The organism is Achromobacter insolitus, from assembly GCF_002209555.1.
Classification (GTDB): Bacteria; Pseudomonadota; Gammaproteobacteria; order Burkholderiales; family Burkholderiaceae_B; genus Achromobacter; species Achromobacter insolitus.
In genome coordinates, this window is sequence record NZ_NJIF01000004.1 from 448,716 (window position 1) to 462,134 (window position 13,419).

The following is a 13,419-nucleotide window of genomic DNA, read 5'->3' on the forward strand; positions in this document are numbered from 1 at the left end:
AGGGCGGGCGCCCTGCCCGGCCGGCATGGGACAGGCATCGCCGCCGGAATCCGGCGGCGATGTGCGTTTCACACATCGCATCATGCCTGTATCGCGCCTACGCCCTGGCGGGCTCCGGCTTTGACAGTTCAAGCTCATCGGCGTCATTCCTGTGCGCCAGGCGATAAAGCGCGGGCAGTACCAGCAGCGTGAGGATGGTGGAGGAAATGATGCCGCCGATCACCACGGTCGCCAGCGGGCGCTGCACTTCGGCGCCCGTGCCGGTCGCGATCGCCATCGGCACGAAGCCCAGCGAGGCCACCAGCGCCGTCATCAGCACCGGCCGCAGGCGCGTCAGCGCCCCGATACGCACGGCCTCGGCCACGGACTTGCCCTCTTCGCGCAGTCCGCTGATGAACGAAAGCATGACCAGGCCATTCAGGACTGCCACGCCGCATAGCGCGATAAAGCCCACGGCCGCGGTAATGGACAGGGGGATGCCGCGCATCCACAGCGCGATCACGCCTCCCGTCAACGCAAAGGGGATGCCGGTAAACACCAGCAGGCCATCCTTGACGTTGCCGAACATCGCGAACAGCAGCGCAAACACCAACAGCAGCGCCGCCGGGACCACAACCTGCAGGCGCTTGGCCGCGGATTGCAACTGCTCGAAAGTGCCGCCCCACGAGGTCCAGTAACCGGCAGGAACCTGCACCTTGGCCTCGATGGCCGCAGCGGCCTCGGACACGAACGTGCCCAGGTCGCGGCCGCGCACGTTGGCGCTGACCACGATGCGGCGTTTGCCGTCCTCGCGCGAGATCTGGTTGGGGCCCGGCGCCAGATCGAAGGTGGCGACCTCGCTCAGCGGGATGTAGGCGGCCTGCGCCTGGCCTTCCTGCCTGGGCAGGGCGATGGGCAGCTTGCGCAGTGCCGACAGGTTTTCGCGCACGGCCTCCGGCAGGCGCACCACGATGTCGAAGCGCCGGTCGCCCTGGAAGAAGGTTCCCGCCTCGCGCCCCCCGACGGCGATAGCCAGGGTGTCCTGCACGTCCGCCAAGCTCAGCCCGTAACGCGCGGCGCGGGCGCGGTCGATATTGACGGTAAGCATCGGCAGGCCGGTGGTCTGTTCCACTTTTACTTCAGAAGCGCCCGGTATCGCCTGAAGCACCTCGGCGATCTCCGCGGCCGTGCGGTTGAGCACGTCATTGTCATCGCCGAACACCTTCACCGCGACGTCGCTGCGCACGCCTGAGATCAGCTCATTGAAACGCAGCTGGATGGGCTGCGAAAACTCATAGTTGTTGCCGGGCACCTGGTTGGCTTCCTCCTGGATGGCGGCCAACAACTCGGCGCGAGTCTTCCGAGGGCTGGGCCATTGGTCGACGGGCTTGAGCATGATGTAGCCGTCGGAAATGCTGGGCGGCATGGCGTCGGAAGCGATCTCCGCCGTGCCCGTGCGGGCGAACACGCGCTCGATCTCCGGAAACTTCTCTTTCAGACGCTTCTCCAGCTGCTTCTGCATGTCGACGGACTGCGTCAGGCTGGTTCCCGGAATCCTCAGCGCCTGGATCGCCATGTCGCCTTCGTTCAAACTGGGTATGAATTCGCTGCCCATGCGCGACGCCAATAGCCCGCACAGAACCACGAAGACGGTTGCCCCGGCCAGGATCAGCGGCGTGCGCCGCAGCGCCACGTCCAGCAAGGGCTCGTAGCGGCGCCTGGCCCATGCCATCAGGCGATTCTCCTTTTCGGAAACGTTGTTGCCCATGAACAGCGCCACGGCGGCAGGCACGAAAGTCACCGACAAGATCATGGCTCCCAGCAACGCGAGCACCACCGTCAGCGCCATGGGATGGAACATGCGGCCTTCCACGCCGCTGAGCGCGAAGATCGGCAAGTACACGACCATGATGATCAATTGCCCGAACAGCAGCGGCCTGCGCGCCTCGCGCGCCGCCGCGAAGACTTCGTGGAAGCGCTCGCCACGCGTAAGCGCCCTGCCATGATGCGCCCGCGCGTGGCTCAGGCGCCGCACGCAGTTCTCGACGATGACCACCGCGCCGTCCACGATGATGCCGAAGTCCAGCGCGCCCAGGCTCATCAGGTTGGCGCTGACCTTGTAGGTCACCATGCCGGTGAAGGTGAACAGCATGGACAAGGGGATGATCATCGCCGTGATCAAGGCCGCGCGGATGTTGCCCAGGAACACGAACAAGATGACGATGACGAGCGCCGCGCCCTCCAGCAGGTTCTTTTTGACCGTGGCGATGGCCTTGTCGATCAGGTGGGTGCGGTCGTACACCGTCACGGCCAGCACACCCGCTGGCAATGATTTATTGATGGCCTCCAGCTTGACGGACACTGCCTGCGACACCGCCCGGCTGTTCTCGCCTATCAGCATGAAAACGGTGCCCAGCACCACTTCCTCGCCGTTGCTGGTCGCCGCGCCCGTGCGCAACTCGCGCCCGATGGAGACCTCGGCCACATCGCGTATGCGGATCGCCTGGCCTTGCACGGTCGCCAACACCACGTCCCGGATATCGTCCATGGACTTGACCTGGCCGGGCGCCCGGATCAGGTATTGCTCCCCCTTGCGCTCGATGTAGCCTGCGCCGGTATTGGCGTTGTTGCGCTCCAGCGCAGCCATGACGTCGGTCAGCGCCAACCCGTAGGAGGCCAGCTTCTCGGTGCTGGGCGCCACCTGGTACTCCTTGGCATAGCCGCCGATGGCATTGATTTCGGTCACGCCAGGAATGTTCCGCAACTGCGGCTTGATGATCCAGTCCTGGATCTCGCGCAGGTCCATGGGCGTATAGCGCGAGCCGTCCGGCTTGCGGGCGTCGTCGCGGGCTTCTACCGTCCACAGATAGATCTCGCCCAGGCCCGAGGATATCGGCCCCATCATGGGCGTCACGCCCTCGGGCAGGTTTTCCTTCGCTTCCTGCAGGCGCTGGTTCACCAGTTGGCGAGCGAAGTAGATATCGGTGCCGTCCTTGAAGATGACAGTTACCTGGGAAAGGCCGTAGCGCGACATCGAACGCGTCTGCTGCAGCCCCGGCAGGCCGGCCATCACCGTTTCTATCGGATAGGTAACGCGCTGCTCGGTCTCCAGCGGTGAATACCCTGGCGCGCCGGCATTGATCTGGACCTGGACGTTGGTGATGTCGGGCACCGCATCGATGGCAAGCCGGGAATAGTTGTAGACGCCGATGGCGGCCATGCCCAGGGTGACGAACAGCACCAGCCAGCGCTGTTCGATGGCAAAACGGATCAAGCGTTCAAACATGTTCCGCTCCCGCCTCAATGTGCATGCTCGGCGCCGGCCTTGCCCAGCTCCGACTTGAGGACGAAGGAGTTTTCAACCGCGTAGCGCGTGCCGGGCGCAAGACCGGACAAGACTTCGACCCTGTCGTCCGAGGCCTTTCCCAGTTTCACCGGCTGCACTGCGAAGCCTCCGGGGACCTCCACGAACACCGCGGGCTCGTTGTCGACGGTCTGGACCGCGTCGGCCGCCACGGTCACTGCGGCATCGGACTGGCGGATCACCACGTCGACGGAGACGAACAGCCCGGGACGCCAGGCCGTGTCAGGATTTTCCAGCGTCACCCGCGCCGTGGCCGTTCGTGTCTGCTGCCCCAGCAGCGAGCCGATATAGGAGACGGTTCCTTCCGCCTTGCCTGCAAAGGCGGCGGACGTGACGCTTGCGGCTTCACCTACGCGCACATCCTGCAAGTCCTTGGGGGCAATTACAAACTCGGCCCATACCGTGCGCAGATCCGACAAGGTGAAGATGCTGGCGTTGTCGGGCAAGGCCTCGCCCAAGGCGATGTGCTTTTCCACCACCACGCCGTCAAAGGGCGCGCGGATCTCCAAACTCCCCAGATCCCTGGACCGCGGCTCGGCGCCCACGGTCCGCAGCTTCTGCTCCGCGTTCTGGACCGCGATTTCCGCTTCCTGCAGCGCGGTGCGGGCTGCCAGGTAGTCCTGTTCGGCGGACACCTTTTCCTGCCACAGGCGCCGCTCGCGCCGGTGGGTCTGGACGGCGAGATCGCGCCGCTTGGCCGCCGCCAGCCATTCGCTGCGCAGCTCGGACAGCGCCGAACTGGATAAGGTGGCCAGCAGCTCGCCCTTCCTGACCTGCTGGCCCAGATCGGCAGACACGCTCTGCACCACGCCGGCCATGCGCGGCACCACGTGCGCGGTTCGGTCCGCATTGAACTTGATCTCGCCCGGGAACTGCACGGACGTCGCAAGTGTCGCGGGCGCGGCGGCTTCCAGCTTGATGCCGGCCACGGCAATCTGTTCGGGCGTCAGCACGATCTTCTCTTGATCGTTCTCCCCGCCTTGCTCGGTCTCCGCATGGCCGTGACCGTCCTCTCCGGCGGCTTTGGCCGAAAGCGCGGGCGCCAGCAGCAGCGCCGCGCACAGGCTCGCCGCCACCGCGGCGCGCATCTTGGGGTGTTGCATGTTTTTGGGTTTCGCCATTTCTTTTGCTCGTTTCAACGTCCGAGAATGCGATCGATATCCGCGGATGCCTGATACAGGGAAGCCAACACCGTCAGGTAGGCGATGTTTCCTTCGGATAGGGTGCGTTGCGCGTCCAGGATTTCCAGGAAACCGAACTTCCCCGCTTCGAAGCCCTTGCGCGCGGCGTCATAGGCCTGGGTGGCGCCGGGCAGCACCGCGTCCCGGTACTCGCGCGCAGCCGCCACCGCCAGGTCGAAGCGGGTGACCGCCTGCAGCAGCTCCCCCATCAGGCCGGACTCCAATTCCCGATACTGGTCCTGCGCCTTGTAGGCCTGCATGGTGGCTGCGTAGACATTGCCCTGGTTGCGGTCGAAGATGGGCAACGGGATCGAAATGCCAAGCTGGGCCTTGTTGCGGCCTGCCTCGTTATCGCGGGCCACGCCCGCGCTCAGCGTAATGTCCGGATAGCGTTTGCTCTTCTCGACCTCCAGCTGCGCCTGCCCCAGGTCGACGGCAAGCTTGCCGCCCCGCATCCTGGGAGAAGCCGCCAAGGCCGAACGCAGTTCGTCGATCGAGGTGCGCCGCGGCAAGGCGCTCAGGTCCGCGCCGACGCGGGCGAATCCGGGTTCCGCTTCGCCCCAGAGCAGGCCAAGCTTGCGACGCGCGTCCAGCAGCGCCGCGTCGGCCGCGCGCGCTTCGATGCGCGCGTTGGCCAGCGCAACTTGCGCCTTGCTGGCCTCCAGCGGCGGCGCCTTGCCCGCAGCCACGCGCCTCTCGGCCAGCCGCAAGGCGTCGCTGGCGATATCCACGGTGCCCCGCGTCACGCGCACGGACTCCTGCGCCACGGCCACGTCGAAGAACGCCGCAATGACCGCAGCCCGCAAGCCGGCCCGCGCATCCGCCACGTCCTGGCGCGCCATGTCGCTGGACAGCCCTGCGGCTTTCACCCGGGCGGCTCGCTTGCCGCCCGTCTCCAACGGCACATTCAGCATGGCGGTGGTGGTGCGCGTGGCTGATTTCGTGTCGTCCACGCTGAGGTCGATGGTCGGATTGGGCAGCACGCCCGCTTGCGTCAGCACGCCCGCGCTTGCAGCGGCCTCGTTCTTTACGGCAGCGAACCCGGGATTGCGGTCGAGTGCCCTGGCCAGTGCCCCCTCCAGCGTCAGCGTGGCGCCGGCCTGGCTCTGCTCCATGGGTACGGAGGGCCGGGCCGCGCCCGCGTCCCGTGCGGAGGCGGGCGCGGCAATCATCAAGGCCGCCAGGGTCAGCGGCAAAGCGGATAAATGCATGGTTCAACCGAGGAATGGGGCGAGCCGGCAATGTATCCAGACGGGCTCGTCAATCCACCGACAGAAAAATGACATTTCCGTAAGGTGCGCGGGCCTTACGAAAACGTAATCAGGGTGTCCGTGAATTGACGGATCCGGGTCCGTAGAGTGTCACCGTCGCTACACAAATAGCGTGTATGCGCCGGACGGGACACCGCCGCCGGCGCAGCGCCCAACCAAGGAGATATCCATGAAGATCCAAGCCCTTGCAGCCGCCCTCGCCCTGGGTTCCGCGTTGACCTTTCCTTTTGCCGCCAGCGCGTCCAGCACCTGGCACCAGACCGATACGGAAATCGGCTACGCCATCGCTCCGGATCACGCCATGAGCGCAAAATCCCGCGAAGAAGTGAAGACTGAGCTGGCCGTTGCCAAGTCCGACCCCAAGCAGTGGTTTCTGACCAACCTGAACGCGGCCAAGCCCGGCTGGGCCAAACAGGGCACCTCCCGCACGCGGGCGGATGCCATGGCCGAAATTGAAGCCATGACGCCGGCCGAGCGTGCCCGCTTGGCAGAGATCTACACGCCGGGCTGAGCACCCGGCTCGTGGCGGACGTATCCTGCGTGCCCGCGGGCGCTGCGCAGGGCGGTCCAGCCGCCCTGCGCAGCGTTTATTCCATCGCAACGATTCCGCCTAGAATACGACTCAGGATCCGAGGACTTCCGCGCACTCTCTTTATTCCCCCGACATGAAAGTACTCGTAATCGAAGACGAAAAGAAACTCGCCGAGTACTTGCGGCGAGCGCTGACCGAACACAACTACGTGGTCGATGTGGCGCAGGACGGTGTCACGGGTCTGCATCTGGTGCGTGAAAGCCAATACGACCTCGTCCTGCTGGACGTGATGCTGCCCGCCATGGACGGCTTTTCCGTGCTTGCCGAGATCCGCAAGACCAGCCGCGTGCCAGTCCTGATGCTGACGGCGCGCGACAAACTGGAAGACCGGGTCAAGGGCCTGCGCGACGGCGCTGACGACTACCTGGCCAAACCGTTTGCCCTGTCCGAACTGCTGGCCCGCGTATTGGCCCTGGGTCGGCGCAGCGGCCACGGCCAGACCGAGACCATCGGCCAGAATGTGCTGCGCATCGACGGGCTGGAACTGGACCTGCTGCGCCGGCGCGCCAGCCGCGACGGCGTGCGGCTGGACCTGACCGCCAAGGAATTCACCTTGCTGGCACTGCTGATGCGCAAGCAGGGAGAAGTCCTGTCACGGCTGGAACTGGCCGAACAGGTATGGGACATCAACTTCAATAGCAACACCAACGTGGTCGAAGTCGCGATCCGCCGCCTGCGCGGCAAGGTCGATGAACCCTTCGACAAGAAGCTGCTGCATACCGTGCGCGGCATGGGGTACGTGCTGGAACCGCGGAGCGACTGATGCCCGGGCAGCGCCCCAAATCGCTGCACCGGTGGTTGTCGCGCTGGCTGGCGATCCAGACTTTCATCGCCCTCGGCCTGGTGTGCGCCGCGGTCTACTACGCCACCAACCTGAACCTGGCGAGCCGGCAGGAGGCCCTGCTTCAGCAGAAGGTGGAAGTCGTTCGCCATCTGGTAGAGGAAAATGCCGCCAGCCGGGATTCGACCCGCCTGCGGCACAAGCTCAGCGACTTCTTCTACGGACGTCCGGATTTCTCGCTGGTGCTGGAAATAGATGGCGAAAAGGTCTACTACGGCAGTCCGATAGCCGGTGACAACGACTTCCATCACGAGCGGCGCATCACGTTTACCTTGCCATTTCCGGGCGCGCCGGGCGATGCGATGAACGCGGAGTTGGTGCTGGACATCTCCAGCGATATCCGCCTGCGCAGGGCTCTCGCCTGGACGCTGTTCGCCTGCGCCCTGGCCGGCGCCATCGTCGTGGCCGCGGTGGGAACCCTGCTGGTGCGCAAAGGGCTGGAACCTCTGGACGCGCTGGGCAAACAGGCCGCGATGCTGTCTCCGGACCGAATCGGCGAACGGCTGGACGAGAGCGGCCAGCCTTGCGAAATCAGGCCCCTGGTCCGCCAATTCAACGCGGTGCTGCAGCGGCTGGAGCGTGCCTATGTGCAGATGGAAGGTTTCAACGCCGACGTCGCCCACGAGATGCGCACGCCCTTGGCGACACTGATCGGAGAGACCGAGCTGGCGCTGAGCACGCGTCCGTCGCCGCAGGCACTGAGAGAGACGCTGGGTTCCAACCTGGAGGAACTGCAACGCCTCTCCGGCATCGTCAATGACATGCTGTTCCTGTCGCAGGCCGACCGCGGCGCGCAGGCAAGAGGCGCCTGGCAGCCCAGCCTGGCAGCCATCGTCAAGGAGGTGATGCAGTACCACGAGGCCGAGGCCCTGGATGCCGGCGTCGAACTCGCGGTCGCGGGCGATGCCCCGGCGCAGGTCGACCGCGCACTGTTCCAGCGTGCCGTATCGAACCTGATCTCAAATGCGGTGCGTTATGCCACGCCGGGCAGCGCGATCGAGGTTGAGATCTCGCGTAAAGAGCCCGGCGAAATCCTGATATCGGTGCGCAACATTGGCGACCCCATACCGCAAGAGCATTTGCCGCGCCTTTTCTATCGTTTCTACCGCAGCGACACCTCGCGCGAGTTCGACGCCAACCATCATGGGCTGGGGCTGGCGATCGTCGCAGCCATTGCCCGCATGCACGGCGGCCGCAGCTACGCCAGATCGGCCGGGCGGACCACCACGATAGGCTTCGGCATTGCGGCGCCGGACATTACAGAAAGCTAATCCGCCTGTCCGGATTCTGTCCCCGCCCGCTCCCTAGAATTTCTCCATGTCCTTCGAAGACCGGCTGCCACAGCGGCTTTCAAGGACACCGGCCTCAGGGAGGCCATCCGTCTCCCCACGATTTTTGAGTCTGCCGGATTACGTTCCTTGGAGAAATCATGAACCGTCTGACCCTGTTGATCCTCGCCGTTTCCGTTGCCGCCGCGGCCCCGGCAGTCCAGGCCGAACCGAAAACCCGCGAACAGGTGAGGCTCGAACTCGAGCAGGCGAAGAACGCCGGACTGGTGACTTACGGCGAACAAGACTATCCGCCTGCCATTGCACCGGTCCGGCCCGGCAAGACCCGTGCCCAGGTGGCCGACGAGCTGCAACGCGCCAAGGCCGCCGGCTTGGTCACCTACGGGGAGCAGGATTACCCGCCTCCCCAGCCGCGCGCCACCTCCAGGACGCGCGCGGAAGTGCGCGCCGACCTCGTCCTTTGGAAGCGCGCGGGCATGGAGGACCTTTACCGCGGATCTCAGACGCCTGACGTGTTCAGCCTGAAGTACCGCCAACGCTATGCTGAATACGTGCGGATGCGCACGGGGGCCGAATACCAACAACAGCTGGATATCGAGAACGGCAGGCGTTAACGCAGGCTCGGAGCGGGCCGCCTGCGCGCACCCGCCCGTCACATCGGCTTCAGATCGACCTCTTTGGCGATCTTGCCGAAGGTTTCCAGATCGCTCTTCACTCGGGCCGTGGTTTCGGCCGGCGTCGATACGCGCGGGATCATCGCCAGATCCAGCAGGCGCTGCTTCATTTCGGGCTTGGCGAATTCACGCGCCAGGGCTTGCTGGATCTTCTCGATGATCTCGTCAGGCGTGCCCTTGGGCGCGGCCAGGCCAAACCATGCAACCGCCGAAAATCCCTGCAGGCCGGCTTCGGGCGCGGTGGGCACGTCAGGCAGGGCTGCCACGCGCTCCGGGTTGGTGACGAACAAGGGACGCACCTTGCCCGCCTTGATAAAGGGCGTCTGCACGCCGGTGTTGTCGAGCACCGCATCAATATGGCCACCAAGCAGATCGTTCATGGCGGGGCTGCTGCCCTTGTAGGGCACGATGTTGACCTGCATGCCGGCCGCGCGGGCGAACATGAGCTGCGTCAGATGCTGCTGGGTGCCCAGGCCGGCGTTGCCGAACGTGATCTTGTTGGGATTCTTACGGCCATAGTCGATGAATTCCTGCAGATTCTTCGCGGGGAATTCGTTGTTCGTGACCACCACGAAAGGCAGGTCCACCAGCACCGTGATCTGCTTGAAGTCTTCCAGCGGCTTGTAGCGCAGCTTGTAGACGTAGGGATTCACCGCCATCGTGCCGCTGGCGGTAAGCGCCAGGGTGTAGCCGTCCGGCTCGGCGCGCGAGACGAACTCCGTGCCCAGCACGCCGCCAGCGCCGGGCTTGGCCTCGACGATGGCGGGCTTGCCCAGTTCGGTCTGCAAAGCCTGCGCCGCAAAGCGAGCCAGCATGTCGGCCGATCCCCCGGTCGCGTATGGCAGAACAATCGTGATCGGCTTGCTGGGATAGTTATCCGCGGCCAAGGCGGGCGCGGTGATCAAGGCCGCCAGACAGGCAGCGGCCAGAGTTTTCAGATGCTTGACCATCAATGATTTCCCCTCGTTGTGTAACAACTGCGCTTGCACCCGGGGAAGATTAAGCGGTCCCACGTTATATGGCTAATCAACAATTAAAATAGATCTCTATCACCAACGTTGATAATCACCTGGGACTGCGATGCTGACCTCGATGGACCTGAATCTACTGCGCATCTTCGACGCGGTCATGACCGAGCGCAACGTGACGCGGGCGGCTTCCGCCCTGCACATGACGCAGCCTGCAGTCAGCAATGCCATCAACCGGCTGAGGCTGACCCTGAAAGATCCGCTGTTCGTGAAGATCCAGGGCGGGGTGCTGCCCACCCAGCGCGCCGAACTGCTGTGGCCGCCCATTCGAGATGCGCTGGCCCGCATTGCGGACACCCTGGAACGCAACGATTTCGATCCGGCGCGTTCCGAGGCCGTGTTCCGCATGGCCATGTCCGACTACGTGGCCGATCAGGTCATCCGGCCGCTATTCGTGGAGCAGCAGAGCGTGGCGCCCAATGTGCGCATACACCTGCATCCCTACTCGCTGGACAACGCCGGCGTGTTGCTGGAGAAAGGCGAAGTCGACATGGCGGCCGGCGTGTATTCGAATTTCGGTTCATCGTTGCGCACCCTGCCCCTGGAGACCCTGACCTACGTCTGCGCCATGCGCAAAGGCCACCCGCTGCTGGCGCAGCCGCGCTTCACCCTGGACAGTTTCCTGCGCGCCCGCCATTTGATGGTCAGCCTGCTGGGCACGCCCACCCTGATCGACCACGAACTCGCGCCCCATGGCTACAAGCGCAACGTCGTGCTAACCATCAACCAGTTCGCGCTGGCCCCGCGCCTCCTGGCCGAGACGGATCTGATCTGCGTGGTGCCACTGAACACGGTGCGCAACAGCCCCTACAGCCATCTGCTGGAGGCGGTCGAGGCGCCCTTTCCGTTCGCGCCGCGCACCGTCAATCTGATCTGGCACGAGCGCTCGGACAATATCCCCGCGCATCGCTGGCTGCGCGAAGAGATCCTCAAGGTCTGCCAGGCCCAGGGCATGGTGTTCGATCAGGCGCAACCGGCCGAATCTCATCCCTACTGACAAATCATTCACGATAATGATAATCCCTGATACCAATCTTTGATTGGACCGAATGATGGGGCGTCAATAGCATTCTGGTCATCCCACTCCCGGCGCCTTCCGCGCCAGCATCCTGGAGACCAGAGTGACCCAGACCGCATCCGCCCCGGGCGCCCGCCGTTTTCGCGTCGGCTTCGACGTAGGCGGCACATTCACCGACTTCACCTTGCTTGCCGAGCACACCGGCGAATTGCATTACTTCAAGGTGCCTTCGACACCGCATGACCCGTCCGAGGCGATCCAGACAGGCCTGGCCCATCTGATCCGCGAACATGAGATTGCCGGTTCCGAATTGGCGCACGTGGGCCACGGCACCACAGTGGCCACCAATATGGTGATCGAGCGCAGGGGCTCGCGTTGCGCCCTGGTGACGACCCGCGGCTTTCGCGACGTGCTGGAAATCGGCCGGCAGACGCGCCCCCACCTGTATGACTACAACGTCATCAAGCCGCGGCCGCTGGCGCCGCGCGAGTGGCGTTTCGAAGTGACCGAGCGCATAGGCGCCGACGGGTCCGTGCTGCAAGCGCTGGACGAGGACGAGGTCGTGGCGGTAGCGCGCGAGCTGGCCGCCGCCCGCGTCGAATCCGTGGCCATCTGCTTCATGCACAGCTACCGCAACGACGCGCACGAGCGCCGCACCCGCGACATCCTGGCCGAGCACCTGCCGGGCGTCTACCTCAGTGTGTCCAGCGAGATCCTGCCGGAGTTCCGCGAGTACGAGCGCATGTCCACCACCGCGCTCAACGCCTATGTCGGTCCGCGCATGGCCGGCTATATGCGCAACCTGGTGAGCTCCGTGCGCGGCATGGGCGTGGCGGCAGAGCCCACCACGGTGCATTCCAACGGCGGCCTGATGTCCGTGGAGTCGGTGCTGACGGCGCCCGTGCGCACCTGCGTGTCGGGCCCTGCTGCCGGCGTGATCGGCGCCACCGAACTGGGCCGCGTGGCTGGCCTGCCCAATCTGATTACGTTCGACGTGGGCGGCACCAGCACGGACGTGTCGCTCGTGGCCGAGCTGCGGCCGCTCTTCACCTCCAGCCGGCTGGTGGCCGACTATCCGGTCAAAACCCAGATGGTGGATGTGCATGTCATCGGCGCGGGCGGCGGCAGCATCGCCCGCATCGACGACGCGGGCGCGCTGAAAGTCGGCCCGCAGAGCGCGGGCGCGGTGCCCGGCCCCATTGCCTACAACCGCGGTGGCCAGGTGGTGACCATCACCGACGCCCACGTCGTCCTGGGCCGCCTGAATCCGGTCGCGCTGCTGGAAGGCCGGATGGCAGTCCATGCGCGCCAGGCGCGCGAGGCCCTGGAGGCGCAGATCGCCCGTCCGTTGGGCCTGAGCGTGGAGGAAGCCGCCTACGGCATCCTGCGCATCGCCAACTCCAACATGGCGCGCGCGGTACGCGCGGTCTCTACGGAACGGGGGCATGACATCCGCAAGTTCGCGCTGTGCGCCTTCGGCGGCGCGGGCGGCCTGCATGCCGCCGAACTGGCGCGTGATTGCGGCATCGGCACGCTGCTGATTCCTCAGGAGCCGGGCACCATGTGCGCGCGCGGCATCCTGCTGTCAGATATTTCCATGGACTTCGTGCAAACGCTGATGGCCCACGCCACCGCCAACGGCTGGACGACGGTGCAGCAGGCGCTGGAAATCCTGGCCGGCAAGGCGCGCGCCTGGCTGTCCAGCGAGGGCGTCAATGACTCGGACCAGCGCCTGTCCGCCGTCATCGACGCGCGCTACCAGGGCCAGAACTTCGAGATCGCCGTGCCGCTGGACGGCATGCAACTGATGCCGCTGGAAGCGTTCGTCGCCGCGTTCAGCGCGGCGCACGTGCGCGAATACGGCTACGACGCCGCCGGCCGTCCGGTCGAGATCGTCAACTGCCGGGTCCGCGCCACCGGCCTGGTGCCGCGAGCGCCGCTGGCCAAGGTCGAGGGCGGCGCCAGCGTGGACGGCGCCATCAAAGAGCGTCGCAAGGTGTACTTCGAGGGTTCGGGCTGGGTGGACACCCCCATCCTGCGCCGCGCCCTGCTGCCGGTGGACACGCCGGTGCACGGGCCGGCCGTCATCGAGGAAATGAGCTCGACCACCGTCGTGCTGCCGGGCCAGCAGGCCCGCGCCGACGAATACGGCAACCTCGTCGTCAACCTCAATATCTAAGGC

At 65.2% G+C, this 13,419-nt stretch carries 10 protein-coding genes; 6 read left to right on the forward strand and 4 right to left on the reverse strand.

Features of this window, described 5'->3' with window-relative positions; translation table 11 throughout:
* Nucleotides 1-97: 97 nt before the first annotated feature.
* From CEY08_RS17190 to CEY08_RS17200, 3 genes are read right to left on the reverse strand one after another with little or no spacing between them, the layout of a single operon-like run.
* Complete coding sequence (locus tag CEY08_RS17190; RefSeq protein WP_076814834.1) at nucleotides 98-3,265, reverse strand: CusA/CzcA family heavy metal efflux RND transporter; 3,168 nt, start codon at nucleotides 3,263-3,265, stop codon at nucleotides 98-100.
* Nucleotides 3,266-3,279: 14 nt separating this feature from the next.
* Nucleotides 3,280-4,464, reverse strand: coding sequence for an efflux RND transporter periplasmic adaptor subunit (locus tag CEY08_RS17195; protein WP_076814836.1), 1,185 nt, complete (start codon nucleotides 4,462-4,464; stop codon nucleotides 3,280-3,282).
* Nucleotides 4,465-4,478: 14 nt separating this feature from the next.
* Complete coding sequence (locus CEY08_RS17200; RefSeq protein WP_076814838.1) at nucleotides 4,479-5,735, reverse strand: TolC family protein; 1,257 nt, start codon at nucleotides 5,733-5,735, stop codon at nucleotides 4,479-4,481.
* 229 nt (nucleotides 5,736-5,964) lie between these two features.
* Between CEY08_RS17200 and CEY08_RS17205 the strand changes: the two genes are divergently transcribed.
* From CEY08_RS17205 to CEY08_RS17220, 4 genes are all read left to right on the forward strand, one after another.
* Nucleotides 5,965-6,306 (forward strand): DUF4148 domain-containing protein, encoded by a 342-nt coding sequence (locus CEY08_RS17205; protein WP_076814840.1) that lies wholly within the window; start codon nucleotides 5,965-5,967, stop codon nucleotides 6,304-6,306.
* Nucleotides 6,307-6,460: 154 nt separating this feature from the next.
* On the forward strand, nucleotides 6,461-7,150 hold the full coding sequence (locus tag CEY08_RS17210) for a heavy metal response regulator transcription factor (protein WP_042794560.1): 690 nt from the start codon (nucleotides 6,461-6,463) through the stop codon (nucleotides 7,148-7,150).
* On the forward strand, nucleotides 7,150-8,499 hold the full coding sequence (locus CEY08_RS17215) for a heavy metal sensor histidine kinase (RefSeq protein WP_076814842.1): 1,350 nt from the start codon (nucleotides 7,150-7,152) through the stop codon (nucleotides 8,497-8,499). Before CEY08_RS17210 ends, CEY08_RS17215 begins: the two co-directional genes overlap by 1 nt.
* A gap of 158 nt (nucleotides 8,500-8,657) precedes the next feature.
* The gene (locus CEY08_RS17220) at nucleotides 8,658-9,131 is read left to right on the forward strand and encodes a DUF4148 domain-containing protein (protein ID WP_042794563.1); all 474 of its coding nucleotides are present in this window, start codon (nucleotides 8,658-8,660) and stop codon (nucleotides 9,129-9,131) included.
* A gap of 38 nt (nucleotides 9,132-9,169) precedes the next feature.
* On the opposite strand, the gene CEY08_RS17225 is transcribed toward CEY08_RS17220, so the two are convergent.
* Nucleotides 9,170-10,141, reverse strand: a complete 972-nt coding sequence (locus CEY08_RS17225) for a Bug family tripartite tricarboxylate transporter substrate binding protein (protein ID WP_042794564.1) — start codon at nucleotides 10,139-10,141, stop codon at nucleotides 9,170-9,172.
* A 142-nt stretch (nucleotides 10,142-10,283) separates the two neighbouring features.
* Between CEY08_RS17225 and CEY08_RS17230 the strand changes: the two genes are divergently transcribed.
* The gene (locus CEY08_RS17230; RefSeq protein ID WP_223306517.1) at nucleotides 10,284-11,216 is read left to right on the forward strand and encodes a LysR family transcriptional regulator; all 933 of its coding nucleotides are present in this window, start codon (nucleotides 10,284-10,286) and stop codon (nucleotides 11,214-11,216) included.
* A gap of 124 nt (nucleotides 11,217-11,340) precedes the next feature.
* Entirely contained in the window at nucleotides 11,341-13,416 is a 2,076-nt protein-coding gene (locus CEY08_RS17235; protein WP_076814844.1) for a hydantoinase/oxoprolinase family protein, read from the forward strand.
* Nucleotides 13,417-13,419 lie beyond the last annotated feature (3 nt).